Annotated in this window: 23 protein-coding genes; 4 read left to right on the forward strand and 19 right to left on the reverse strand. The window is 66.9% G+C overall.

Features of this window, described 5'->3' with window-relative positions:
• Nucleotides 1-51 precede the first annotated feature (51 nt).
• Together JMF86_RS13495 and murU are read left to right on the forward strand one after the other, a co-directional pair.
• A complete protein-coding gene (locus tag JMF86_RS13495) occupies nucleotides 52-1101 on the forward strand; it encodes an aminoglycoside phosphotransferase family protein (protein WP_011546174.1) in 1050 nt (349 codons plus the stop codon).
• Nucleotides 1102-1123: 22 nt separating this feature from the next.
• Nucleotides 1124-1846 carry an N-acetylmuramate alpha-1-phosphate uridylyltransferase MurU gene (gene murU, locus JMF86_RS13500; RefSeq protein WP_011546175.1) on the forward strand — a complete coding sequence of 241 codons (723 nt, stop codon included), beginning with the start codon at nucleotides 1124-1126 and terminating at the stop codon, nucleotides 1844-1846.
• Between the two features lie 220 nt (nucleotides 1847-2066).
• Here the strand turns inward: murU and JMF86_RS13505 are convergent, their stop codons facing one another.
• Complete coding sequence (locus tag JMF86_RS13505; protein WP_011546176.1) at nucleotides 2067-3938, reverse strand: ABC transporter ATP-binding protein/permease; 1872 nt, start codon at nucleotides 3936-3938, stop codon at nucleotides 2067-2069.
• Nucleotides 3939-4113: 175 nt separating this feature from the next.
• Here JMF86_RS13505 and JMF86_RS13510 point away from each other — a divergent pair, with 175 nt between their 5' ends.
• Nucleotides 4114-4509: an acyl-CoA thioesterase gene (locus tag JMF86_RS13510; protein ID WP_027809384.1), complete on the forward strand. Its 396-nt coding sequence runs from the start codon at nucleotides 4114-4116 to the stop codon at nucleotides 4507-4509.
• Nucleotides 4510-4563: 54 nt separating this feature from the next.
• Here the strand turns inward: JMF86_RS13510 and JMF86_RS13515 are convergent, their stop codons facing one another.
• On the reverse strand, nucleotides 4564-5046 hold the full coding sequence (locus tag JMF86_RS13515; protein WP_011546178.1) for a nitrate reductase associated protein: 483 nt from the start codon (nucleotides 5044-5046) through the stop codon (nucleotides 4564-4566).
• 114 nt (nucleotides 5047-5160) lie between these two features.
• On the opposite strand from JMF86_RS13515, the gene fdhD reads away from it, so the two are divergent.
• Complete coding sequence (fdhD, locus tag JMF86_RS13520) at nucleotides 5161-6015, forward strand: formate dehydrogenase accessory sulfurtransferase FdhD (protein ID WP_011546179.1); 855 nt, start codon at nucleotides 5161-5163, stop codon at nucleotides 6013-6015.
• A gap of 51 nt (nucleotides 6016-6066) precedes the next feature.
• Here the strand turns inward: fdhD and JMF86_RS13525 are convergent, their stop codons facing one another.
• The 17 genes from JMF86_RS13525 to JMF86_RS13605 form a co-directional block, all read right to left on the reverse strand.
• Entirely contained in the window at nucleotides 6067-6834 is a 768-nt protein-coding gene (locus JMF86_RS13525) for an enoyl-CoA hydratase (protein WP_011694394.1), read from the reverse strand.
• A gap of 91 nt (nucleotides 6835-6925) precedes the next feature.
• Nucleotides 6926-8125, reverse strand: coding sequence for an acetyl-CoA C-acyltransferase (locus JMF86_RS13530; RefSeq protein WP_006477849.1), 1200 nt, complete (start codon nucleotides 8123-8125; stop codon nucleotides 6926-6928).
• A gap of 22 nt (nucleotides 8126-8147) precedes the next feature.
• The gene (locus tag JMF86_RS13535) at nucleotides 8148-10583 is read right to left on the reverse strand and encodes a 3-hydroxyacyl-CoA dehydrogenase/enoyl-CoA hydratase family protein (protein WP_011694395.1); all 2436 of its coding nucleotides are present in this window, start codon (nucleotides 10581-10583) and stop codon (nucleotides 8148-8150) included.
• 118 nt (nucleotides 10584-10701) lie between these two features.
• Nucleotides 10702-12489: an acyl-CoA dehydrogenase C-terminal domain-containing protein gene (locus JMF86_RS13540; protein ID WP_006485746.1), complete on the reverse strand. Its 1788-nt coding sequence runs from the start codon at nucleotides 12487-12489 to the stop codon at nucleotides 10702-10704.
• A 58-nt stretch (nucleotides 12490-12547) separates the two neighbouring features.
• Nucleotides 12548-13147, reverse strand: coding sequence for a TetR/AcrR family transcriptional regulator (locus tag JMF86_RS13545; protein WP_006477846.1), 600 nt, complete (start codon nucleotides 13145-13147; stop codon nucleotides 12548-12550).
• Between the two features lie 199 nt (nucleotides 13148-13346).
• Complete coding sequence (gene clsB / locus JMF86_RS13550; protein WP_011546182.1) at nucleotides 13347-14621, reverse strand: cardiolipin synthase ClsB; 1275 nt, start codon at nucleotides 14619-14621, stop codon at nucleotides 13347-13349.
• Complete coding sequence (gene nudB, locus JMF86_RS13555) at nucleotides 14618-15112, reverse strand: dihydroneopterin triphosphate diphosphatase (protein WP_011546183.1); 495 nt, start codon at nucleotides 15110-15112, stop codon at nucleotides 14618-14620. The genes clsB and nudB overlap by 4 nt, the downstream gene beginning before the upstream one ends.
• A gap of 158 nt (nucleotides 15113-15270) precedes the next feature.
• On the reverse strand, nucleotides 15271-17073 hold the full coding sequence (gene aspS / locus JMF86_RS13560; protein WP_011546184.1) for an aspartate--tRNA ligase: 1803 nt from the start codon (nucleotides 17071-17073) through the stop codon (nucleotides 15271-15273).
• A gap of 67 nt (nucleotides 17074-17140) precedes the next feature.
• Nucleotides 17141-17791 (reverse strand): DUF502 domain-containing protein, encoded by a 651-nt coding sequence (locus JMF86_RS13565; protein ID WP_006477842.1) that lies wholly within the window; start codon nucleotides 17789-17791, stop codon nucleotides 17141-17143.
• A 61-nt stretch (nucleotides 17792-17852) separates the two neighbouring features.
• Nucleotides 17853-18206, reverse strand: a complete 354-nt coding sequence (locus JMF86_RS13570; RefSeq protein WP_011546185.1) for an FmdB family zinc ribbon protein — start codon at nucleotides 18204-18206, stop codon at nucleotides 17853-17855.
• Nucleotides 18207-18301: 95 nt separating this feature from the next.
• Nucleotides 18302-18928: an SAM-dependent methyltransferase gene (locus JMF86_RS13575; RefSeq protein WP_011546186.1), complete on the reverse strand. Its 627-nt coding sequence runs from the start codon at nucleotides 18926-18928 to the stop codon at nucleotides 18302-18304.
• A 17-nt stretch (nucleotides 18929-18945) separates the two neighbouring features.
• Nucleotides 18946-20523, reverse strand: coding sequence for a ubiquinone biosynthesis regulatory protein kinase UbiB (gene ubiB / locus JMF86_RS13580; protein ID WP_006487907.1), 1578 nt, complete (start codon nucleotides 20521-20523; stop codon nucleotides 18946-18948).
• A gap of 12 nt (nucleotides 20524-20535) precedes the next feature.
• Entirely contained in the window at nucleotides 20536-21162 is a 627-nt protein-coding gene (locus JMF86_RS13585; protein WP_011546187.1) for an SCP2 domain-containing protein, read from the reverse strand.
• A gap of 164 nt (nucleotides 21163-21326) precedes the next feature.
• On the reverse strand, nucleotides 21327-22358 hold the full coding sequence (locus JMF86_RS13590; RefSeq protein ID WP_011546188.1) for a Tim44 domain-containing protein: 1032 nt from the start codon (nucleotides 22356-22358) through the stop codon (nucleotides 21327-21329).
• Between the two features lie 41 nt (nucleotides 22359-22399).
• Nucleotides 22400-23131: a bifunctional demethylmenaquinone methyltransferase/2-methoxy-6-polyprenyl-1,4-benzoquinol methylase UbiE gene (gene ubiE / locus JMF86_RS13595; protein WP_011546189.1), complete on the reverse strand. Its 732-nt coding sequence runs from the start codon at nucleotides 23129-23131 to the stop codon at nucleotides 22400-22402.
• A 52-nt stretch (nucleotides 23132-23183) separates the two neighbouring features.
• Nucleotides 23184-23597: a gamma-butyrobetaine hydroxylase-like domain-containing protein gene (locus tag JMF86_RS13600; RefSeq protein WP_011546190.1), complete on the reverse strand. Its 414-nt coding sequence runs from the start codon at nucleotides 23595-23597 to the stop codon at nucleotides 23184-23186.
• Nucleotides 23594-24037: an HIT family protein gene (locus JMF86_RS13605; RefSeq protein WP_011546191.1), complete on the reverse strand. Its 444-nt coding sequence runs from the start codon at nucleotides 24035-24037 to the stop codon at nucleotides 23594-23596. The genes JMF86_RS13600 and JMF86_RS13605 overlap by 4 nt, the downstream gene beginning before the upstream one ends.
• Between the last annotated feature and the right edge of the window lies 1 nt (nucleotide 24038).

Raw genomic sequence — 24038 nt, forward strand, 5'->3', positions numbered from 1 at the left:
AAAAGTCGTGGGGTATTATATGGCAAGACGTTCCCCCCTCCGCCGAGTTTCATGACGCCCCCATCCGCCGCATCCCAGCCCGACGCCCGCCTCGACGCGCTCACCGCGTGGCTGCACCCGCTCGCCGAGCGCTACGCCCTCGACCTGTCGACCCTCGCGCCCGCCTCGTCGGACGCCAGTTTCCGCCGCTATTTCCGCGTCGCGTCGGCCGCGAGCCCCGGCGGCACGCTGATCGCGGTCGATGCGCCGCCGCCCGAGAAGTGCCGCGAGTTCGTCCAGGTCGCGCAGTTGCTCGCCGCGGCCGGCGACCACGTGCCGGACGTGCTGGCCCACGATTTCGACGCGGGCTTCATGCTCGTGACCGACCTCGGCCGCACGTCGTACATCTCGGTGCTCGATCCGGCGGACCCGACCGCCGCACGCCCGCTGATGCGCGCCGCGCTCGATGCGCTGATCCGCTTCCAGCTCACGTCGAAGCCCGACGTGCTGCCGCCGTTCGACGAAGCGTTCCTGCGCCGCGAAATGGAGCTGCTGCCCGAATGGTTCGTCGGCCGCCACCTCGGCAAGCCGGTCACCGACGCGATGCGCGGCACGCTCGACCGCACCTTCGCGCTGCTGGTCGCGAGCGCGCACGCGCAGCCGCAGGGTTTCATGCTGCGCGACTTCATGCCGCGCAACCTGATGGTCTGCGAGCCGAACCCCGGCGTGCTCGACTTCCAGGACGCCGTATACGGACCGCTGACGTACGACGTCGTGTCGCTGCTGCGCGACGCCTTCATCAGCTGGGACGAGGAGTTCGAGCTCGACTGCTTCGCGTATTACTGGGAAAAGGCGAAAAAGGCCGGCCTGCCGGTCGATCCGGATTTCGGCGAGTTCTACCGCCAGCTCGAATGGATGGGGCTGCAGCGCCATATCAAGATTCTCGGCCTGTTCGCGCGCATCAACTACCGCGACGGCAAGCCGCACTACCTGAACGACCTGCCGCGCTTCCTGACCTATGCGCGCAAGGTCGCGCTGCGCTATCGCCCGCTCGTGCCGTTCGCGAAGCTGCTCGACGAGCTCGAGGGCAACGCACCGGCCGACGTCGGCTATACGTTCTGACCGTCCTCACGTCCAGTCGAACATGAGCACTACCCTGACCACGGCGATGATCTTCGCCGCCGGACGCGGCGAGCGGATGCGTCCGCTGACCGACACCCGCCCGAAACCGCTGCTCGAAGCCGGCGGCAAGCCGCTGATCGTCTGGCAGATCGAGGCGCTCGCGCGGGCGGGCATCGAGACGATCGTGATCAACCACGCGTGGCTCGGCGAGCAGATCGAGGCGGCGCTCGGCGACGGTTCGCGCTGGGGCGTGCGGCTCGCGTATTCGGCCGAAGGCGACGCGCTGGAGACCGCGGGCGGCATCGCGCAGGCGCTGCCGCTCATCGAGCGTGATGGACAGCCGGCCGTGTTCGCGGCCGTCAGCGGCGACGTGTACTGCGCGTTCGACTACCGGACGCTCGCGCCGCGCGCCGCCCGGATGGCCGCGCTCGACACGCCGGCGATGCACCTGGTGATGGTGCCGAACCCGCCGTTCCACCCGGCCGGCGACTTCGCGCTCGGCGACGACGGTCGTCTGGCGCTCGACGGTGCCGCGCGCTTCACGTTCGGCAACATCGGCCTGTACGACACGCGGATGTTCCGCGATCTCGCGCCCGGCACGCGGCGCGCGCTGACGCCGTACTATCGCGCGGCGATCGAAGCCGGCCACGCGAGCGGCGAACTGTACGAAGGCATCTGGGAGAACGTCGGCACGCCCGCGCAGCTCGGCGAACTCGACGCGCGACTGCGCGCCGCGGCAAGCTGATCGTTTCGCGACTGACTGCCGGTTCCCCGGCGTGGCGGCCGATGGGCTGACAGGCCGGGGACGGCGCGCGGTCCACCAGCCGCGAACCGTTCCGGAGCGAATGCCGGAAACGCTCCGCCGGCTCACCCAGCCGTGACGGCGCCACGCTGCAGGGTGTCGGACAGCCGGCACACCGCCCGCTCCCGCCGCGCGCCACGGCACGCAGCACGCCTCCAAACCGTTACGCGGCCTCGGCCTCTTCCCCACCCGCCGCCGCGCGCTGCTGTTGCAGCGCCCACATCTGCGCATACAGCCCGTCGGCGCGCACGAGTTCGTCGTGCGTGCCGCGTTCGACGATCCGCCCGTGGTCCATCACGAGGATCTGCTGCGCGTGCACGACCGTCGACAGCCGGTGCGCGATCACGAGCGTCGTGCGATGCCGCGCGATCTGGTCGAGTTCGTGCTGGATCGCGCGTTCCGAGCGAGAATCGAGCGCCGACGTCGCTTCGTCGAACAGCAGCACCGGTGGGTCCTTCAATAGCGTGCGCGCGATCGCGACGCGCTGCTTCTCGCCGCCCGACAGCTTCAGCCCGCGCTCGCCCACCGGCGTGTCATAGCCCTTCGGCAAAGTTTCGATGAAATCGTGGATGTGCGCGGCGCGCGCGGCCGCGACCACCTCGTCGCGGGTCGCCGTCGGCCGGCCGTACGCGATGTTGTAGTAGATCGAGTCGTTGAACAGCACGGTGTCCTGCGGCACGATCCCGATCGATGCGCGCAGCGATTCCTGCGTGACGTCGCGGATGTCCTGACCGTCTATCCGGATCGCACCGCCCGTCTCGCGGTCGAGATCGTAGAAGCGGAACAGCAACCGCGACAGCGTCGATTTCCCCGAACCGCTGTGGCCGACCACCGCCGTCGTCGTGCCGGCCTCGATCGTAAACGTCACGTCGTGCAGGATCTGCCGCGACGGCTCGTACGCGAAGTTCACGTGCTCGAAGCGCACCTGCGCGCCGGCCACCGCGAGCGGCCGCGCATCGGGCCGGTCGGCCACTTCCTTCGGCGCGGACAGCAGCCCGAACATCCGGTCCATGTCGGTCAGGCTCTGCTTCAGCTCGCGATAGACGACGCCGAGAAAGTTCAGCGGAATGTACAGCTGCAGCATGAACGTGTTGATCAGCACGAGATCGCCGAGCGTCAGCTTGCCCGCGAGCACGCCCTGCGTCGCCCGCCACAGGATGAACACGAGGCCCGTGCCGATGATCGCCTGCTGACCGAAGTTCAGCACCGACAGCGAGTTCTGCGAGCGGATCGCGGCCTTCCGGTAGCGCTTCAGGTTCTCGTCGTAGCGCTGCGCCTCCCACTCCTCGTTGCCGAAGTACTTCACCGTCTCGTAGTTGATCAGCGAATCGATGGCCCGCGAGTTCGCGCGCGAATCGAGCTCGTTCATCGTGCGGCGGAAGTGCGTGCGCCAGTTGGTGACCTTCACGGTGAACACGATGTACGTGACCAGCGCGGCGAACGTCACGTACGCGTAGTAAGCCTCGTACTTGACCACGAAGAAGCCGAGCACGAGCCCGACCTCGACGAGCGTCGGCAGGATGCTGTACAGCGAATACGAAATCAGTTGCTGGATGCCGCGCGTGCCGCGCTCGATGTCGCGCGACATGCCGCCCGTCTGGCGCTCGAGATGAAACCGCAGCGACAGCCCGTGCAGATGCCGGAACACCTGCAGCGCGAGCTGGCGCACCGCGCTCTCGGTGACCTTCGAGAACAGGATCTCGCGCAGCTCGGTAAAGAGCGACGTCGACAGCCGCACGAGCGCATACGCGACCACCAGCAGCCCGACGCCGCCCGCGAGCACGATGCCGGCCGACTGTTCGGCACGGCCGAGCGCGGTGAGCTGCTGCACGTAGGACAGATGGTCGACGATGCGCTTCATCACGACCGGCACGCCGAGGTTCGCGACCTTCGCACCGATCAGGCAGCCGAGCGCGAGCGCGACGCGCCATTTGTAGGTGGTCAGGTACGGCAGCAGCGACCGGATGGTCTGCCAGTCGTTGCGAGGCCCGGTCGAAGCCGGCGCGGGCTCGCCGGAAGCGGGAAATCGGCGCATGGGGAAGGGTTCCGCGGCGGGGCTCCAACCGTGTCTCGACGGCCGGCTCGCGCGCTTTCTCGTACAATTTGCGAACGTTGTATTGTCGCAGAAGCCGCTTCGCGCCGCTGCCGGCGCCCTCGCCGGCCAAGCCTGCGCGCGGCGGCTCATTTATTACAGGATGAAAGCCCCCGCCATGACCGATTCGACCCTCGAACTCCCGCAGAAGCAGCCCGCGCTGCGCGTCGTCCCGCAACCCCACGACGCGAACGTCCACGGCGACGTGTTCGGCGGCTGGATCATGTCGCAGGTCGACATCGCCGGCTCGATCCCCGCGAGCCAGCGCGCGAACGGCCGCGTCGCGACGGTCGCGGTCAACTCGTTCGTGTTCAAGCAGCCGGTATTCGTCGGCGATCTGCTGAGCTTCTACGCCACCATCATGCGCACCGGCAATACGTCGATCACCGTCGACGTCGAGGTGTACGCACAGCGCATGCGCCTGATGGGCGAAGTCGTGAAAGTCACCGAAGCGACGCTCACCTACGTCGCGACCGGGTCGGACCGCAAGCCGCGCCAACTGCCGCCGCTCTGATGCGCACGCGCCGCAGCGCAGCGCAGCGCGGCATGCGGCGCGGCATACGGCCGGTCAGTGCGTGGCGGCCAGCCCGAACTCCCGCATCGCGGGCACGAAATCGTGATTCAGCGCCGGCTTGCGCGACAGCTTGACCAGCACGTAGCGCTGGAATGGCGCAAGCCGCTGCCACTGCGCGAGCGCCGGCGCCGGCAGCCCGGCCAGCGCGCTTTGCTGCACGAGCGACGCCGGCACCGTGTCGACGGTGCGCCAGGCCGGTTGCTCGTCCGGCTGGAACCATGACGGCTCCAGATCGGCGTGCGTGCGCAGCATTTCGAACAGCGCGTGATCGAAATTGGGCTCGATCGCGGTGTCGTCGTCGGCCGGAAAGCGCGCGAGCAGCTTGCGGTCCTCGAGCGGCAGCAGTTGCCACTGTTCGAGCGAAATCCGCAGCCCGAAGCGGTCGAGATTGAAACGCACGATCATCGGGATGTACGTGAAGTTTTCCGACGAATCGTGTTCGAAGTTGAAGAGCAACGGAGCGTCGCTGAGTCCCATGGTCGTTACCTGACGTGGCGGATGCCGGCGCGGCCGGCTTGCCTGGGGTATTTTAGAACCTCTGCGCGCGGGCGGCGGTACGATCGTCGCCGGCCGCGCTTCGAATCAACGGGAGTGCTCGTGAATCCGACCCAATCAGACGAACTGCACGACGCATTGCGCGACGAACCGCGCGGCGCGATCGAGCTGCCCGTGAGCCGCACGCGCGGCGGCGCGGTCGAGACCGCGCACGACTTCGTCGGCCAGGAATGGCCGGTCGCACTCGTCTTCAACGGCATCTCGCACGCGGTGATGATGTGTACGCCGTGCGACCTCGAAGCGTTCGCGGTCGGCTTCGCGATCTCGGAAGGCATCGTCGCGCGCGGCAGCGACATCAAGGACATCGAGGTGATCCTGCACGCCGACGCGCCGCTGCCGCATGCGGAAGTCCATCTGGAAGTGGTCCAGCAGGCGTTCGCCGCGCTGAAGGACCGGCGCCGCGCGCTCGCGGGGCGCACGGGCTGCGGCGTCTGCGGCATCGAGAGCATCGACCTGCTCGACCTCGCACCCGAACGCGTGCCCGATACCGGCTTTCTCGCGCGCCTCGCGCCCGACGCGCTGGCGCGCGCCGCGCATGCGCTGCCGGCGCATCAGGCGCTCACGAAACTGACCGGCGGCCTGCATGCGGCCGCGTGGTGCGACGCAACAGGCGCGATTCGCGCGGCATTCGAGGATGTCGGCCGCCACAACGCGCTCGACAAGCTGATCGGCTCCCTCGTGCTGTCGCGCGCCGATACCACCGACGGCTTCGTGTTCCTGTCGAGCCGCGCGAGCTACGAGCTCGTGCGCAAGGCGGCGCGGGTCGGCATCCCGCTGGTCGCGACCATCTCCGCGCCGTCGTCGCTCGCGATCGAAATCGCGAAGGCGGCCGGCTTGCGGCTCGTCAGCTTCTGCCGCGAAACCGGCCACGTCGATTACGGCACGGCCTGATCCAGACCGTGCGCGTGCGCCGACGGTCTCCCGCCGGCGCGCCTCAGTCCGTCAGTCGAACTGACGGAAATCCGGCTTGCGCTTCTCGAAGAACGCGGTCATCGCCTCGCGCGCTTCCGGCGCGCGCAGCATCGTCGCGAAATGACGCGCTTCCTCGGCCATCCGCGCGGGCGTCGCCACGCCGCCCGTATCCTTGAGCAGCGCCTTCGTCACCCGCAGCGATGCCGCCGGCAACGCCGCCAGCTTCGCTGCCTGCTTCGCCGCGAACGCGTCGAGTTCGGCTGCCGGCAGCACGCGGTTGACGATGCCGATCCGGTGCGCTTCCAGCGCGTCGAACGCCTCGCCCAGCAGCAGCTTCTCGGCGGCGACCTGATGGCCGGCCAGCCGCGGCAGCAGTGCGCTCGACGCGGCTTCCGGGCACAACCCGAGCTGCGCGAACGGCAGCGAGAACGTCGCGGTGTCGGCCGCGTAGACCAGATCGCAGTGCAGCAGCATCGTCACGCCGACGCCGACCGCGATGCCCGGCACCGCGGCCACGACCGGCTTGCTCGCGCTGCTGATCCGCGCCAGGAACTGGAACACCGACGCGGTATCGTCCTGCGGCGGCGCCTTCAGGAAATCCTCGAGATCGTTGCCCGCGCTGAAATTGCCGTCGCTGCCGCGCAGCAGGATCACGCGCGTCGCCTTGTCTTCCTGCGCGTCGGCGAGCGCATCGGCCATCGTCTGGTACATCGCCGCCGTCAGCGCATTCTTCTTCGCCGGGCGCGCGATCGTGATCGTCATCACGCCGTCGGCGCGTTCCACTTGAATGTCGGCCACAACCGTCTCCTTGAACTGTCTCTACCGGAATGAAAAAACGGTGCGCGAGCTCGTGGCCCGCGCACCGTCGTCGCTTCTCGTCGTGTCCCGCTTACAGGCGTTCGATGATGCCCGCCGCACCCATGCCGGTGCCGACGCACATCGTGACCATCCCGTACTTCAGGTTGCGGCGGCGCAGGCCGTGCACGACGGTCGCCGCGCGGATCGCGCCGGTCGCGCCGAGCGGGTGGCCCAGTGCGATCGCGCCGCCCATCGGGTTGACCTTCGACGGATCGAGGCCGAGATCGCGCATCACCGCCAGCGATTGCGCGGCGAACGCTTCGTTCAGCTCGATCCAGTCGAGATCGTCCTGCTTCAGGCCCGCGGCCTTCAGCGCGGCCGGAATCGCTTCCTTCGGACCGATCCCCATGATTTCCGGCGGCACGCCGCGCACCGCGAAGCTCACGAAGCGCGCGAGCGGCGTCAGGTTGAATTCCTTCAGCACCTTCTCCGACACGACGAGCAGCGCACCCGCGCCGTCCGACGTCTGCGAGCTGTTGCCGGCCGTGACCGAGCCCTTGTTCGCGAATACCGTGCGCAGCTTCGCGAGACCTTCGAGCGACGTATCCGCGCGCGGACCTTCGTCGAGCTTGATCTCGCGCGTCTTCACGTCGACCTCACCGGTCGCGAGGTTCGGGAACCGCTCGGTGATCGTGTACGCAGCGATTTCGTCGCCGAACTCGCCGGCCTGCTGCGCGGCGAGCGCCTTGCGGTGCGACTCGACCGAGAACGCGTCCTGGTCGTCGCGGCTCACCTTCCACTGTTCGGCGACGCGCTCGGCCGTCAGGCCCATCCCGTACGCGATGCCGAAGTCTTCGCTGCGATCGAAGATGTGCGGCGACATCGACGGCTTGTTGCCCATCATCGGCACCATGCTCATCGATTCGCAGCCGCCCGCGAAGATCGCGTCCGATTCGCCCACACGGATGCGGTCGGCCGCCATCGCGAGCGCGGTGATGCCCGACGCGCAGAAGCGGTTGACCGTCACGCCGCCGACCGTCTGCGGCAGCCCGGCGAGCAGCGCGCCCATGCGCGCGACGTTCAGGCCCTGCTCGGCTTCCGGAATCGCGCAGCCGATGATCGCGTCCTCGATCACCTTCGTGTCGAGACCGGGCACCTGCGCGACGGCCGACTTGATCGCGTGAACCAGCAGCTCGTCGGGGCGCGTGTTCTTGAAGACACCGCGCGGGGCCTTGCCGATCGGCGTGCGGCTGGCGGCGACGATGTATGCGTCTTGCAGTTGTTTGCTCATTTCAGACTCCTTGTCTGCTCGCTCAGTTACGCACCGGCTTGCCGGTCTGCAACATGCCCATGATCCGTTCCTGCGTCTTCTGCGTACCGAGCAGCTCGACGAACGCGCGGCGCTCCAGCGCGAGCAGCCATTCTTCGTCGACGAGGCTGCCGGCTTCGACGTCGCCGCCGCACACGGCTTCGGCGATGCGGCTCGCGATCAGGTAGTCGTGGTCGCTGATGAAGCGGCCGTCACGCATGTTGACGAGCGATGCCTTGATCGTCGCGATCGCCGAACGGCCCGCGACCGGCACGTCCTTCGCGCGCAGCGGTGCGCGGTAGCCGGTGTCGGCCAGCGCACGCGCTTCCTTCTTCGCGGTGTCGAGCAGTTCGAACACGTTGAAGACGATCGTGTCGGACGGCTTCACGTAGCCCATCGCCCGTGCGTCGTGCGCGGACGCCGACACCTTCGCCATCGCCGCGTTCTCGAACGACTTCGTGACGAACTTCAGGATGTCGGTGGTCGCGTTCGCGGCCGTCGCGGCGTCCGCCGCGCGCAGCGCCGCTTCCTTCAGGCCGCCGCCGGCCGGCACGAGGCCGACGCCCACTTCGACGAGGCCGATGTAGCTCTCGACGTGCACGACGCGCTTCGCGCTGTGCAGCATCAGCTCGCACCCGCCGCCGAGCGCGATGCCCGACACGGCTGCCACGACCGGCACGTTCGCGTACTTCACGCGCAGCATGCCTTCCTGGAACTTCTTCACGAACGGCTCGATGCCCTTCGCGCCGCCCATCATGAACGCGGGCATCGCCTCCTCGAGGTTCGCGCCGGCCGAGAACGGGCCGCCCGGCGTGCCGAGCTTCAGCGACGTCGGCTGCCAGATCACCACGCCCTTGTAGTCCTTCTCCGCGAGCTCGATCGCCTGCACGAGGCCGTCGATCACGCTCGGTCCGATCGTGTTCATCTTCGACTTGAACGACACGATCACGACGTCGTCTTCACCGGCACGATCGTCGACCCACGCGCGCACCGCGTCGGTTTCGAACAGCGTCTTGCCGTACGTCTTCGGATCGGCGCCCGCTTCGCCCAGCAGCGGCGCGCGGAACACCTGCTTGCGGTACACGGCCAGGTCCGAACGCGGCACGAAGCGCTTCGATGCCGGTGCCCACGAGCCTTCGGCCGTGTGCACGCCGCCCTGCTCGGCGACCGGGCCCTCGAGCACCCACGACGGCAGCGGCACGTTCGCGAGCGCCTTGCCGGCCGCGATGTCTTCCTGCACCCACTCGGCGACCTGCTTCCAGCCGGCCGCCTGCCAGCCTTCGAACGGGCCTTCGTTCCAGCCGAAGCCCCAGCGGATCGCGAGGTCGACGTCGCGCGCGTTGTCGGCGATCGACTCGAGATGCACGCCGATGTAGTGGAACACGTCGCGGAAGATCGACCACAGGAACTGCGCGTGCGGATGATCCGTCTCGCGCAGCAGCTTCAGGCGTTCCGCCGGCGGGCGCTTCAGGATGCGGCCGACCGTTTCGTCCGCCTTCGCGCCCGAATCGACGTAGCTGCCCGTCTTCGCGTCGAGTACCTTGATCGCCTTGCCTTCCTTCTTGTAGAACCCGCCGCCCGTCTTCTGGCCGAGCGCGCCCTGCTTCACCAGTTCGGCGAGCACGGCGGGCGTCTGGTAGACCGGGAAGAACGGATCGTCGGCGAGGTTGTCCTGCATCGTCTTGATCACGTGCGCCATCGTGTCGAGGCCGACCACGTCCGCGGTGCGGAACGTCGCCGACTTCGCGCGGCCGAGGCGGCTGCCGGTCAGATCGTCGACTTCGTCGAAGCGCAGGCCGAACTTCGCGGCCTCGGTGATCACCGCGAGGATCGAGAAGATGCCGACGCGGTTCGCGATGAAGTTCGGCGTGTCCTTCGCGCGCACGACGCCCTTGCCGACGACGCTCGTCAGGAAGGTTTCGAGCTGGTCGAGGATTTCCGGACGCGTATGCGCGGTCGGGATCAGCTCGACGAGGTGCATGTAGCGCGGCGGGTTGAAGAAGTGCACGCCGCAGAAGCGCGCCTTCAACTCGTCCGAGAAACCTTCGGACAGCTTCGTGATCGACAGGCCCGACGTGTTGGTCGCGAAGATCGCGTTCGGCGCGATGTGCGGCGCGACCTTCTTGTACAGGTCGTGTTTCCAGTCCATCCGCTCGGCGATCGCTTCGATCACGACGTCGCATTCGGCGAGCTTCGCGATGTCGTCTTCGTAGTTCGCCGCCTCGAGGTACTTCGCATCGTCCTTCACGCCGAACGGCGCGGGCGACAGCTTCTTCAGGTTTTCGATCGCCTTCAGCGCAATCGCGTTTTTCGGGCCTTCCTTGGCCGGCAGGTCGAACAGCAGCACCGGCACGCGCGCGTTGACGAGATGCGCGGCGATCTGCGCGCCCATCACGCCGGCGCCCAGCACGGCGACCTTGCGAATCAGGAAATTGCTCACGGGATGTCTCCGGATAGTGTCGTGCAGCGCGGAATGTGAGGGCTGCACGGCGAAGTGAGTACCAGGAATCGTTGCGTTCGGGCGGCGCGGCACGCGGCGCGCACCGCCCGGACTCGCGTCAGAACAGCGATTCGTCGACTTCCATCAGCGTCTTCGAACCGGCGCGCGCGGCACGGATCGTCGATGCCGTTTCGGGCAGCAGACGCGCGAAGTAGAAGCGGGCGGTGGCGAGCTTCGACTTGTAGAACGGATCGCCCGACGCTTCCTTGTCGAGGGCGAGGCGCGCCATGCGCGCCCAGAAGTACGAGAACACCAGGTGGCCGACGGTACGCAGGTACGGCACGGCGGCCGCGCCGACTTCGTCCGGGTTCTGCATCGCCTTCATGCCGATTTCCATCGTCAGCTTCTGCACCTTTTCACCGATGTCGGCGAGCGGGTTGATGAACTCGGCCATCTCCGGCTTCACGCCTTCGGCTTCCGCGAATTCGGTGACAAGCTTGCCGAACTTCTTCAGCTTCGCGCCCATGTCGCCGAGCACCTTGCGGCCCAGCAGGTCGAGCGACTGGATCGAGTTCGTGCCTTCGTAGATCATGTTGATCCGCGCGTCGCGCACGTACTGCTCCATGCCCCACTCGGAGATGAAGCCATGGCCGCCGTAGATCTGCATCGCGTGGTTGGTCGACTCGAACGCGTTGTCGGTCAGGAACGCCTTGATGATCGGCGTGAGCAGCGCGACGAGGTCGGCCGCTTCCTTGCGCACCGCTTCGTCGGCGTGCGACAGCTCCTTGTCGATCTGCAGCGCGGACCAGTACGTGAATGCGCGCGCGCCTTCGGCGTAGGCCTTCTGCGTGAGCAGCATGCGGCGCACGTCCGGATGCACGATGATCGGGTCGGCCGGCTTGTCCGGCGCCTTCGGGCCCGTCAGCGAGCGCATCTGCAGGCGTTCCTTCGCGTACGTCAGCGAGTTCTGGTATGCGACTTCCGTGAGGCCGAGACCCTGCATGCCGACGCCGAGGCGTGCGGCATTCATCATCACGAACATCGCGTTCAAGCCCTTGTTCGGCTCGCCGACCATCCAGCCCTTCGCGCCGTCGAGGTTCATCACGCACGTCGAGTTGCCGTGGATGCCCATCTTGTGCTCGATCGAGCCGCACTTGATGCCGTTGCGCTCGCCCGGCTCGCCCGCGGCGTCCGGAATGAACTTCGGCACGATGAACAGCGAGATCCCCTTCGTGCCTTGCGGCGCGTCCGGCAGGCGCGCGAGCACGAGGTGGATGATGTTCTTCGACATGTCGTGCTCGCCGCTCGAGATGAAGATCTTCGTGCCGCTGATCGAGTACGAGCCGTCGCCGTTCGGTTCGGCCTTGGTGCGCAGGATGCCGAGGTCGGTGCCGCAGTGCGGCTCGGTCAGGCACATCGTGCCCGTCCATTCGCCCGACACCAGCTTCGGCAGGTATTGCTGCTGCAGTTCCGGCGCGCCGTGCGCGTGCAGGCATTCGTACGCGCCGTGCGACAGGCCCGGATACATCGTCCACGCCTGGTTCGCCGAGTTCAGCATTTCGTAGAGTGCGTTGTTCACGAACGCGGGCAGGCCCTGGCCGCCGTAGTCCGGATCGCAGCCGAGCGCCGGCCAGCCGGCCTCGACGTACTGCTGGTAGGCTTCCTTGAAGCCGGTCGGGGTCTTCACGACGCCGTCGCCTTCATACGTGCAGCCTTCGCGGTCACCGACCTGGTTCAGCGGGAACAGTACCTCGGAGCAGAACTTGCCCGCTTCCTCGAGGACCTGGTTGATCGTGTCGGCGTCGAGGTCCGCATGCTTGGGCATTTGCTTGACTTCGGCTTCGACGTTCAGAAGCTCGTGCAACACGAATTGCATGTCGCGCAGCGGCGCGGCGTACTGTCCCATGACTCTCTCCAAAGGTGGGCAAAACGGCTCGAGCTCCTGGCGGGCGGGTCACGCGCCGCTAACGGCTCTCGCTCTGATACGAAACAATCGTCTTTTCCAGCGCGGCCCACGTGAGGCGCACGGCGTCCGGCGAATGCAGGAAGCGTGCGTCGTGATGCAGGCCGAGCGTGAAGCTGTACAACTCGAAGAGCATCAGTTCCGGATCCGTATCCGCACGCAGATGCCCCTCTTCCATCGCCTGCGAAATGGCGCGCAGCAACGCGGCACGCCAGGCGGTCACGCTCGCGATCAACTGCTCGCGCACGGGGCTGTCCGGCCGGTCGTCGTACTCCACTGCGCCGCTGATGTAGATGCACCCGGTCGTCACCTCCTGGATGCGCTTCTCGATCCAGCGCGCCAGCATCGCCCGAAGACGCGGCAGACCGCGCGACTCGCGCAGGCTCGGAAAGAACACCTCGTTCTCGAAACGATGGTGGTACTCGCGGACGACCTCGACCTGCAGGTCCTCGCGCGATCCGAAGTGCGCGAACACGCCGCTCTTGCTCATCTGCATGCGCTCGGCCAGCAGGCCGATCGTCAGCCCCTCCAGCCCGTCACGGCTGGCAAGGTCCAAAGCAGCTTCAAGTATCGCGGCACGCGTCTGTTCGCCTTTTCGCATAGCTATTTCTGTAACCGTTCGGGGGTTCGAATAAAATCGAACGGCCGTACTATTATTGAGTGCGGCCGCTCGCGAAACAAGGAAATTATTAGAAACCGGTGTCTAACCGAGCCGCTATTTTGCGCGATTCCGGCGGGACCGGAGCGGCTTTTCCGCACGAACGTGCGGACAGATTTTTGAAGCGAATACTTAGTCGGCGTCAGTCGTAACCGCCGACCGTCAGCGCCTTCATCACGAGGCGGTACGTGGTGTACGCCAGCCAGTTCAGCAGCCGTTCGATGCGCGGGCGGGCGGCATAGTGCGCGGCGTCGATCTCCCGCCCTTCGGCGAACGCGGTGGCGATCGCGTCGCGCAACTGATTCGTCACTGCATCGTAGCGCACCAGCACGACGTTCGCTTCATTGTTCAGCATCAGGCTCAGCGCGTCCAGATTCGACGAGCCGACCGTCGCCCAGTTGTCGTCGATCACGGCGACCTTGCCGTGCAGGATCGTCTTGTCGTATTCGGCCACGCGCACGCCCGCGCGCAACAGCGAGTGATACAGGAACGGCACGGCCGTATCGAGCGCCGTGAACTCCTTGCGGCCGATCAGCACCTGCACGTCGACGCCGCGCCGTGCCGCGCCCGTCAGCGCGCGGCGCAGCTTGCGGCCCGGCATGAAATACGGATTCGCGAGCAGGATGCGCTGGCGCGCCTGGCCGATCGCCGCGAGATAGGCCTTCTCGATCGCGCGGCGGTTCACGACGTTGTCGCGCGCGACGAACGCGACGCTCGGCTCCGTCACGACCCGCAGCGCGCCGGCCTTGATCCATCGATGGCTGCGCATCCAGCGCCGGAACATGTCGGGGAACGCTTCGCCGCCGTGCAGCCCGGCCGCGTACTGCGCATACGGCTTGTGGCCGAACTGGATCCGGTGCCACTGCAGCTCGAACGCGGCGCGCACGTCGGACACCGCGGGCCCGGCCATCTCGACCGCGAAATCCCAGCGCGGAAACGGCAGCGTCGCGCTGCCCTGCGTGTAGTCGTCGACGATGTTGATGCCGCCGCAGAACGCGGTCGTCTGATCGATCACCGCAAGCTTGCGGTGCGTGCGCGAGAAGCCGAAGCGGCCGAACAGGAAGCGATTGTAGATGCAGTGCTCGACGCCGGCTTCGCCCCATGTGTCGAACAGCGGCAGGCGCGCGGTGCCGATGCCGTCGGTGATCACCCGCACGCGCACGCCGCGCTGCGCCGCGCGGATCAGCGCGTCCGACACCGGGCGGCCGGCCGCGTCGTCGCAGAAGATGTAGGTTTCGAGCATCACCTGCTCGCGGGCGGCGTCGATCCGCTCGATCAGCGCGTGGAAGAATTCGCCGCCGGTTTCGCACAGCCGCACCGTGTTGCCGGCCGTAAACGCGAGCCGCGACGCGGAGCCGCGCTCCTGCAGGAACATCTGCCGCAATTGCGCGAAGCGCTTGCGGGTCTCCGCATTCATGCGGACGAGCCGTGCGGCGCACGCGCGAGGGCCACGCGTGCGGGCAATTGCAGGATCGCCTCGGCGTTCGATGGCGAGAAGCAGCGCGCGGCCGCCTCGCGGAACGGCAGCCACGCATGGTCGACATGCTCGCGCGGCGACAGCGTCACGTCGACGCGATGCGGCACGCACAGGCCGAACCAGTGCTCGACGTTGCGCGTGACGCCCGGCGCATAGCGATGCAGGTATTGCGGATAGATCGTGTACTCGATCCGGTGATGCCAGTCGACGAGCGCGCTGGCCGGCACGTCCGGCGTGCCGACCGCGATGCCGGTTTCCTCGGCCACTTCACGCGCGGCGGTGAGCGCGAGCGGCTCGTCGAGCGTGTCCTTCGAGCCGGTGACCGATTGCCAGAAATCGGGCTGGTCGGCACGCTTGATCACGAGCACATCGAGGTCGGGCGTGTAGATCACGACGAGAACGGATTCGGGGATTTTCGGCGGCTTCGTCATCTTTGTTTCATGCGGCACAGGGCCGTGCGCCGGGCCTGCGCCCGAACGTGCGGCAAGTGCTGCGACTGTACCGCAAAAAATGAAAAAGGCGCATCACTGCGCCTTTTTCAGGGTGCCGTGCGTGCGTGACCGCACACACGACCGGGGGCGAAAGCGCGTTACGCCTTCGGCTGCTCCGGCTGACGCAGACGGATGTGCAGCTCGCGCAGCTGACGCTCGTCGACCGGGCTCGGCGCCTGCGTGAGCAGATCCTGCGCACGCTGCGTCTTCGGGAACGCGATCACGTCGCGGATCGAATCGGCACCGGCCATCATCGTGACGATGCGGTCGAGACCGAATGCGATACCGCCGTGCGGCGGCGCGCCGTACTGCAGCGCGTCCAGCAGGAAGCCGAACTTCAGTTGCGCTTCTTCCGCACCGATCTTCAGCGCGCGGAACACCTTGCTCTGCACTTCCTCGCGGTGGATACGCACCGAGCCGCCGCCGATTTCCCAGCCGTTCAGCACCATGTCGTAGGCCTTCGCGAGGCAACGGCCCGGGTCGGTCTCGAGATACTCGAGGTGCTCGTCCTTCGGGCTCGTAAACGGATGGTGTGCTGCGACGTAGCGCGCATCTTCGTCGTCGTATTCGAACATCGGGAAGTCGACGACCCACAGCGGCTTCCAGCCGGCCTGGACCAGACCGTTCGCCTTGCCGAATTCCGAATGGCCGATCTTCAGGCGCAGCGCGCCAAGGCTGTCGTTGACGACCTTCGCGCGGTCGGCCGCGAAGAAGATGATGTCGCCGTCTTCGGCGCCGGTGCGCTCGAGGATCGCCGCGATCGACGCGTCGTGCAGGTTCTTGACGATCGGGCTTTGCAGGCCGTCGCGGCCCTTCGCCTTCTCGTTGACCTTGATCCACGCGAGGCCCTTCGCGCCGTAGATCCGCACGAATTCCGTGTAGCCGTCGATGTCGCCGCGCGACAGCTCGCCGCCCTTCGGCACGCGCAGCGCCGCGACCCGGCCGTCCTTCGCGTTGGCCGGCGTGCTGAACACCTTGAAGTCGACGTCCTTCATCGCGTCGGTCAGCTCGGTGAATTCGAGCTGCACGCGCAGGTCCGGCTTGTCCGAACCGAAACGCGCCATCGCTTCCGAGTACGGCATCACCGGGAATTTCGCGTCGAGCTCGACGTCGATCGTCGTCTTGAAGATGTGACGGATCATGTCCTCGAACAGGTCACGGATTTCCTGCTCGCCGAGGAACGACGTCTCGCAGTCGATCTGCGTGAATTCCGGCTGACGGTCCGCGCGGAGATCCTCGTCGCGGAAGCACTTGGTGATCTGGTAGTAACGGTCGAAGTTCGCGACCATCAGCAGCTGCTTGAACAGCTGCGGCGACTGCGGTAGCGCGAAGAACTGGCCGGCGTTCACGCGCGACGGCACGAGGTAGTCGCGCGCGCCTTCCGGCGTGCTCTTCGTCAGCATCGGCGTCTCGATGTCGATGAAGCCCTGCTCGTCGAGGTACTTGCGCGCCTCGATCGCGACGCGGTAGCGCAGGCGCAGGTTGTGCTGCATCTGCGGGCGACGCAGGTCGAGCACGCGGTGCGTGAGACGCGTCGTTTCCGACAGGTTGTCGTCGTCGAGCTGGAACGGCGGCGTGACCGACGCGTTCAGCACGTTCAGTTCGTGGCACAGCACTTCGATCCTGCCGCTCTTCAGGCCGGCGTTGACCGTGCCGTCCGGACGGTTGCGCACGAGGCCCTTGATCTGCACGCAGAACTCGTTGCGCACGCCTTCGGCGGTCGCGAACATCTCCGCGCGATCCGGGTCGCACACCACCTGCACGAGGCCTTCACGATCGCGCAGGTCGATGAAGATCACACCGCCGTGATCGCGGCGGCGCTGCACCCAGCCGCACAGCGACACGGTTTGGCCCAGCAGGTGTTCGGTCACGAGACCGCAGTATTCAGTACGCATCGACATGATGTTTGCTTTCGTTCGGTTTGATCAACGGGCGCCGCAACGCGCGGCCCGGGCGATGATTCTTTACTTACAGCGGCGGCTCGACGGGACGGCGGGCGGGCGCCGGAGCAGGCGCCGAAGGCGCCACGACGCCCATCGAGACGATGTACTTGAGCGCGGCATCGACCGACATGTCGAGTTCGATGACTTCGCTCTTCGGCAGCATCAGGAAGAAACCCGACGTCGGGTTCGGCGTCGTGGGCACGTACACGCTCACGTACTCTTCCGTCAGATGGTTGACCACGTCGCCGCCGGGCGTGCCGGTCAGAAACGCGATCGTATACGAGCCGCGGCGCGGGTATTCGATCAGCAGCGCCTTGCGGAACGCGTTGCCGCTGCTCGACAGCAGCGTGTCCGATACCTGCTTGACGCTCGTGTAGATCGGCCCGACGACCGGGATGTGGCGTACCACCGCGTTCCACCACGTGACGAGCTTCTGGCCGATGAAGTTCTGCGTGGCCAGCCCGACGACGAAGATGAACGCGAGCGTCAGCACCGCGCCGATCCCCGGCAGGTGGAAGCCGAGCATCCGCTCGGGCTGCCACGATTCGGGCAGCAGGAGCAGCGTCTGGTCCATCGTGCCGATGATGAGGCCGAGCACCCACAGCGTGATCGCGAGCGGGACGAGAACCAGCAAGCCGGTCAGGAACACCGTTTTCAGGGTCGTCTTTTTCATCATCTGCCGTCAATGAACCGCGCCTGCGGCGCGAGTGGGTCGCGACCCGGCCGGGCCGCGACGGTCAACTGCCGGCGGCGGGCGTCGCGGCCGGAGCCGGCGCGGCGCTCGTCGTCGTGGTGCTGCCCGAACTGCTCGCCGCAGCCGGCGCGGCCGCGGCGGGTGCGGCTTCCGCCGCGGGTGCTGCCGGCGCCGCGTCGCCCGACGCCGTCGCCGGTGCGCTGGCGCCGCCCGAGCCGCCGCGGAAATCGGTGACATACCACCCCGAGCCCTTCAGCTGGAAACCGGCGGCGGTCACCTGTTTGCGAAAAGCATCCTTCCCGCATTCAGGACATTGCGTCAGCGGCGCGTCGCTCATCTTCTGGAGCACGTCCTTCGCGAAACCGCACGCTTCGCATCGATAGGCGTAGATCGGCATGATATTTTTCCCGCAGAAACTGGAAACGGCTTGCAAAACCTTGAATTATAGCCGAAACCCCGGCGCGTTCCGGCAATGGCCGCGACGCCCGCGCATCAGCGACGGCGCCACGTGAGCCAGCGCTCGTGCCCGTCGAACACGGCCAGCGAATCGGTCACGGGCAAATCCTCGAGCAGCTCGAAGTGCGGCGCGAGCAGCGCATCGAGTTCCGCCCGCTCGATCCCGAACGGCGGCCCCTTCGGTTTGGCCACCACGAAGAAATAGCCGGCCAGCAATCCGCCCGTGGGCAGCAGCTCGGCCATCCGCGCCGCATAGCCGGCGCGCAGGCCCGGCGGCAACGCGCACAGGAACGCGCGCTCGTACACCCACTGCACGTCGAACGGCGGCCGGTACTGGAAAAAATCGGCCTGTTCGACGACGTCCGCATGCGCGCCGAGCTGCGCCTTCGCCGCAGCGACCGCCTGCGCGGCGAAATCGATCGCCCGCACCGGCCAGCCGGCCTGCGCGAGCCAGCCGGCCTCCTGCGCACTGCCGCAGCCGGGAATCAGCACCGCGCACGGCTCGCGCCGCTGCGCGAACACGCGAAAGCCGTCCGGCACGCCGCCGAATTCCCACGGCGTCACGCCGCGTGCGAAACGCTCGTCCCAGAACGATGCGCTACCGGGGTCGCGCGTCGCGAAATCGGCGGCCGACGGTGCGGCCGGTTGCTTCGGATCGGACATCGCCGCGCTCCTTTCGATCAAGCACCGTACGCGAGCGCGAGCAGCACGCGCGCGACGAGCGCCCCGACGCCGACGGCCAGACCGAAGATCAGCAACGCCTGCAGCAGCCGGTTTGTCCGCTTCTGCTCGACGAGGACCTGACGCATCAGCTCCTCGCTCGCGGCGCGCGGCGCGTCGTGGCGCGCGGCCAGTGCATGGTGGATCAGGCGCGGCAGTTGCGGCAGCGTCTTGCTCCACTGCGGCGCCTCGACCTTGAACCGCTCGTACCAGCCGCGCAGGCCGATCTGCTCGGTCATCCAGCGCTCGAGATACGGCTTCGCGGTCTTCCACAGATCGAGCTCGGGGTCGAGCGAGCGGCCGAGCCCTTCGACGTTCAGCATCGTCTTCTGCAGCAGCACGAGCTGCGGCTGGATCTCGACGTTGAAGCGGCGCGACGTCGAGAACAGGCGCATCAGCACCTGGCCGAGCGAGATGTCCTTCAGCGCGCGATCGAAATACGGCTCGCACACCGCGCGGATCGCGCTTTCGAGCTCCTCGACGCGCGTCTCGGGCGGCACCCAGCCCGATTCGAGGTGGAGCGTCGCGACACGGTGATAGTCGCGCTTGAAGAACGCGAGGAAGTTCTGCGCGAGGTAATTCTTGTCGAAATCGGACAGTGCGCCGACGATCCCGAAATCGAGCGCGATATAACGGCCGAACGTGTTCGGGTCGAGGCTCACCTGAATGTTGCCCGGGTGCATGTCCGCATGGAAAAAGCCGTCGCGGAACACCTGCGTGAAGAAGATCTCGACGCCTTCGCGCGCGAGCTTCTTGATGTCGACGCCGGCCGAACGCAGCGTCTCGACCTGGCTGATCGGCACGCCGGTCATGCGCTCCATCACGAGCACCTGCGACGTCGAGAAATCCCAGAACATCTCGGGTACGAGCAGCAGGTCGAGGCCCGCGAAGTTGCGGCGCAGCTGGCTGCCGTTCGCGGCCTCGCGCATCAGGTCGAGCTCGTCGTGCAGGTACTTGTCGAATTCGGCGACGACCTCGCGCGGCTTCAGGCGCCGGCCGTCGGCCCACATGCGCTCGGTCCACGTCGCGATGTCGCGCATCAGCGCGAGGTCGGAATCGATCACCGGCAGCATGTTCGGCCGCAGCACCTTGACGGCGACGGCCTTGCCCGCGTGCACGCCCTGCTTCAGCTTCGCGAAGTGCACCTGCGCGATCGACGCGCTCGCGATCGGCTCGCGCTCGAATTCGTCGAACAGCTCGTCGACCGGCGCGCCGAGCGACTTCTCGATGATCGCGATCGCGACGGCCGAATCGAACGGCGGCACCTGGTCCTGCAGCTTCGCGAGTTCGTTCGCGAAATCGACCGACAGCAGGTCGCGGCGCGTCGACAGCACCTGGCCGAACTTCACGAAGATCGGGCCGAGGCTTTCGAGCGCGTGACGCAACCGCACGGCGGGCGGATCGGAGAAGCGGCGGCCGATCGTCGTGATCCGCAACAGCAGCTTCACGCGCCGGTCGTCGATCCGGGACAGCATCACTTCGTCGAGGCCAAAGCGGATGACGGTGTAGACAATCTTGATGAAACGGAAAATGCGCATGCCCTGCGGCCCTCAGTGCGCGCCGCGCGGGCCGGAGCCTGCGCGCGCGCCGATTTTTTGTTCGAGTCGCTCGACCCGCTTTTCGACCCGCGCGAGCGCATCGCGTGCGCGCGCCAGTTCGGCGTCGAAGCCGCCGAGCGACGCGCGCCGGACGACCTGCGGGTTCTCGTCGAGCCAGTATTCGGCGACGGAATCGAGCACATTGCGGCCGGTGCGGCGCGCGCGCGCGCCGGCGTCGCGCACGACCGTCGCGATCCGGTACGCCGCCGCGTCACCGACCAGCTTCGCGAGATCTTCTTCCGGTTCCCAGCGCAGATGCTCGGCCAGCTTCGCGATCTGCGTCGCGAATTCCGCGTCGCCTTCGATCTTCACGTGCTTCATCACGGCCGCCTGGCCGCCCTGCAGGAACGCGGCGACCGTGTCGCCGGCAAGCGCGATCGACACGTCGACCTGTTGTGCATCATGCGCGTCGACGGCCGACAGATAGCCGTCGGGCTGCACCAGCAGCGTGAGCGTGACGGGAGGCACGTCGATCCGGGCAGTCTTGCCCGCATAGGGAATCAGGCGGTCGCGCGCCCACGATTCGCGCGCGAGCAGGTGATTGACGGCAGCAGCAAAAGGCTTGGCGGCAAAGGTCATCGGGCTGGGAAAGAAAAAACCCGCGCAGGCCGGGCGCCCACGCGGGTTTCTATTGTAACGTCGGATCGGCGGCAGACCGTGCCTGACCGTACACCCGGGCGGCAAGCGGTCGCAGTGCGGCGGCCGTCGCCCGGGTGCCCGGCGGCGCGGGCCGCCGGCCACGCTCAGTGCGTGTTGATCTGCTGGATACCCGCGAGCAGCCAGCCCTGACTGCCCGACTTCGACAGGTTCCACACCTCGTCGAACGGCGCGGCCGACGTATTCGCCGCTTCGCGGATCAGGCCGTGGAAGCGCACGCTCGCCGACTGCTCGATGCCGCGATCCTCGATCGCGACCAGTTCCGCGTCGAGCTGCACGACGTCGGTCTGGTTCGCGTCGTTGCCGCGCGAATCGAGGTCGATCTTGATCTCGGCGAACATTTCGGGCGTCGTGAACTCGCGGATGTCGGCCAGGTTGCCCTGGTCCCACGCCGCCTGCAGGCGCACGAAATAGACTTTCGCGCTGCGCAGGAACGCTTCGGTGTCGAAACCGGCCGGCACCTGCAGCGGCGCCGCGGCCGCCGCGGCTGCGCCGGCGGCCGCTGCACCGCCGCCGAATACGCCCTGTGCTTCGTTCGCATAGCTGCTGCCGCTGCCCGCGTAGTTGCTGCCGGTGTTGCCCTGCTGGAACGACGGGCTTTGCGAGTAGCCGCCCGACGACGAAGCCGCGCCGCCGACCGAATACGCCGGCTCCTGCGGGCGACGGCGGTTCATGAACTTGCGGATCAGCCAGATGCCGACCATCGCGAGCAACGCGATCACGATGACGTTCGCCATCATGCTCGCGAATGCGCCGCCGAGACCGAAGTGCGACAGCAGCGCCGCGATGCCGAGACCGGCCGCGAGGCCGGCGATCGGCCCGAGCCAGCGCGAGCGGTTGGGCTGCGCGGCCGGCGTGGGCGCAGCCGGGTTCGCACGCTGGGCCTGCGACGGCGCGGCCTGCTGCATCGGCTGCTGCGCGGGCGGCGTGGCCTGGCGCTGCGTGACGGTGGAATTCTGGCGACCGATGCTGCGCCCGCCGCCCATGCGCCGGGCTTCGGCGTCGAGCGATGCGAACGTGCCGGCCGTGAGCAGGCCGACCATCAGCAGCGTGCCGACCCGTCGAGCCCACGGCTTCGACGGTTTGCTACGGTTGAACAACGAACGCGATTCAGACATCAGCTTCTCCGAATGTAAGACGAATGTAGGGAAAGAACCCCTTAGTACTTGGTCCCTAGGTGTAAAGCTACCACGCCACCTGACAAATTGTAATATTTGACGGCGTCGAGGCCTGCTTGTTCCATCATCGTCTTCAGCGTGTCCTGATCGGGGTGCATCCGGATAGATTCAGCAAGATACCGATAACTTTCAGCATCTTTCGCGAACTTGTCGCCAAGCCACGGCAATACTTTGAAAGAATACAGATCGTACGCCTTTTTCAGCGGATCCCAGACTTTCGAGAATTCCAGCACCATCACGCGGCCGCCGGGCTTCGTCACGCGGCGCATCTCGGCGAGCGCGGCATCCTTGTGCGTCATGTTGCGCAGCCCGAACGCGACCGTGACCACGTCGAAGTAGTTGTCCGGAAAAGGAATTTTCTCGGCGTCGCACAACAGCGACGGCGTCACGATGCCCTTGTCGAGCAGCCGGTCGCGGCCGACGCGCAGCATCGATTCGTTGATGTCGGTATGCCAGACCTCGCCCGTCGGCCCGGCCGCCTTCGCGAACGACTTGGTCAGGTCGCCGGTGCCGGCCGCGATGTCGAGCACCTTGAAGCCGGGGCGCACGTTCGCCTGCGCGATCGTGAACGCCTTCCACGCGCGGTGCATGCCCGCCGACATCAGGTCGTTCATCAGATCGTAGTTGCTCGCGACCGAATGAAACACGCCCGCCACTTTCTTCGCTTTTTCGTTTTCCTCGACGCTCTCGAAGCCGAAGTGGGTTTTGCTCATCGCGTTGATCCTCAGTAAATGGCAAGACGGCGCCGAGCGGGCGCCGTCGATTTCAGTGGCAGTGGCCGTGCGGCGCGCTGGCCGCCTGCATCGGCGCGTCGCGCTCGACGCCCGCCGCCTTCAGTTTGTCGAAATAGTCGCGCCACAGCGCGTCCTGCTGCGTCGCCAGCTCGTACAGCAGGTCCCACGAGTAGATGCCGGTCGAATGGCCGTCGGAGAATGTCGGCTGCAGCGCATAGTTGCCGACGCCCTCGAGCGCGGTGATCGTCACTTCGCGCTTGCCGGTCTGCAACGTCTCCTGGCCGGGCCCGTGGCCGCGCACCTCGGCCGACGGCGAATAGACGCGCATCAGCTCGAACGGAATCCGGTAACTCTCGCCGTTCGGATACTGCAATTCGAGCACGCGCGACACCGCGTGCACGACGACGCCGGACGGAATCGGCGTCGTGGAAGTCAAACCGCTCATGCTTGCCTCGAATCGGTCATGCGTTGAATTTCCTCGCGCACCGCATTGTGCAGCAGCGAGGCCTGCGCCGCGCGCGAGCGCAGCAGCGCCTCGGACACGCTGCGCTGGCGCGGCGCCCACACGGGCTGCGGAAAATGGGCATCGTTGGAAAAACGCGGAATCACGTGCCAGTGCACGTGCGGCACCATGTTGCCGAGGCTCGCGAGATTCACCTTGTTCGGCTGCATCACGCGGCGCACGGCCCGCTCGACCGCGTAGACCACGCGCATCAGATGTGCCCGCTCGGGCTCGCCGAGATCGGAGAACTCGGCCACGTGCGCGCCCCAGATCACCCGGCAGAAGCCCGGGTAGTCGTGCTCGCCCGTGGCGAGCACGACGCGCAGCGCATCGTCCTGCCAGAGCACCTCGCCGCCGTCTTCACGGCAAAACACGCATTCCATC

Source organism: Burkholderia sp. E168m15, from assembly GCF_016586105.1.
Lineage (GTDB): Bacteria > Pseudomonadota > Gammaproteobacteria > Burkholderiales > Burkholderiaceae > Burkholderia > Burkholderia orbicola.

What these genes read in the sequence shown, in the direction of transcription:
- JMF86_RS13495 (WP_011546174.1), top strand. Translation starts at nt 52, where the DNA reads ATGACGCCCCCATCCGCCGCATCCCAGCCCGACGCCCGCCTCGACGCG.
- murU (WP_011546175.1), top strand. Translation starts at nt 1,124, where the DNA reads ATGAGCACTACCCTGACCACGGCGATGATCTTCGCCGCCGGACGCGGC.
- JMF86_RS13505 (WP_011546176.1), bottom strand. Translation starts at nt 3,938, where the DNA reads ATGCGCCGATTTCCCGCTTCCGGCGAGCCCGCGCCGGCTTCGACCGGG.
- JMF86_RS13510 (WP_027809384.1), top strand. Translation starts at nt 4,114, where the DNA reads ATGACCGATTCGACCCTCGAACTCCCGCAGAAGCAGCCCGCGCTGCGC.
- JMF86_RS13515 (WP_011546178.1), bottom strand. Translation starts at nt 5,046, where the DNA reads ATGGGACTCAGCGACGCTCCGTTGCTCTTCAACTTCGAACACGATTCG.
- JMF86_RS13530 (WP_006477849.1), bottom strand. Translation starts at nt 8,125, where the DNA reads ATGAGCAAACAACTGCAAGACGCATACATCGTCGCCGCCAGCCGCACG.
- JMF86_RS13540 (WP_006485746.1), bottom strand. Translation starts at nt 12,489, where the DNA reads ATGGGACAGTACGCCGCGCCGCTGCGCGACATGCAATTCGTGTTGCAC.
- JMF86_RS13545 (WP_006477846.1), bottom strand. Translation starts at nt 13,147, where the DNA reads ATGCGAAAAGGCGAACAGACGCGTGCCGCGATACTTGAAGCTGCTTTG.
- clsB (WP_011546182.1), bottom strand. Translation starts at nt 14,621, where the DNA reads ATGAATGCGGAGACCCGCAAGCGCTTCGCGCAATTGCGGCAGATGTTC.
- nudB (WP_011546183.1), bottom strand. Translation starts at nt 15,112, where the DNA reads ATGACGAAGCCGCCGAAAATCCCCGAATCCGTTCTCGTCGTGATCTAC.
- aspS (WP_011546184.1), bottom strand. Translation starts at nt 17,073, where the DNA reads ATGTCGATGCGTACTGAATACTGCGGTCTCGTGACCGAACACCTGCTG.
- JMF86_RS13565 (WP_006477842.1), bottom strand. Translation starts at nt 17,791, where the DNA reads ATGATGAAAAAGACGACCCTGAAAACGGTGTTCCTGACCGGCTTGCTG.
- JMF86_RS13570 (WP_011546185.1), bottom strand. Translation starts at nt 18,206, where the DNA reads ATGCCGATCTACGCCTATCGATGCGAAGCGTGCGGTTTCGCGAAGGAC.
- JMF86_RS13575 (WP_011546186.1), bottom strand. Translation starts at nt 18,928, where the DNA reads ATGTCCGATCCGAAGCAACCGGCCGCACCGTCGGCCGCCGATTTCGCG.
- ubiB (WP_006487907.1), bottom strand. Translation starts at nt 20,523, where the DNA reads ATGCGCATTTTCCGTTTCATCAAGATTGTCTACACCGTCATCCGCTTT.
- JMF86_RS13585 (WP_011546187.1), bottom strand. Translation starts at nt 21,162, where the DNA reads ATGACCTTTGCCGCCAAGCCTTTTGCTGCTGCCGTCAATCACCTGCTC.
- JMF86_RS13590 (WP_011546188.1), bottom strand. Translation starts at nt 22,358, where the DNA reads ATGTCTGAATCGCGTTCGTTGTTCAACCGTAGCAAACCGTCGAAGCCG.
- ubiE (WP_011546189.1), bottom strand. Translation starts at nt 23,131, where the DNA reads ATGAGCAAAACCCACTTCGGCTTCGAGAGCGTCGAGGAAAACGAAAAA.
- JMF86_RS13600 (WP_011546190.1), bottom strand. Translation starts at nt 23,597, where the DNA reads ATGAGCGGTTTGACTTCCACGACGCCGATTCCGTCCGGCGTCGTCGTG.
- JMF86_RS13605 (WP_011546191.1), bottom strand. Translation starts at nt 24,037, where the DNA reads ATGGAATGCGTGTTTTGCCGTGAAGACGGCGGCGAGGTGCTCTGGCAG.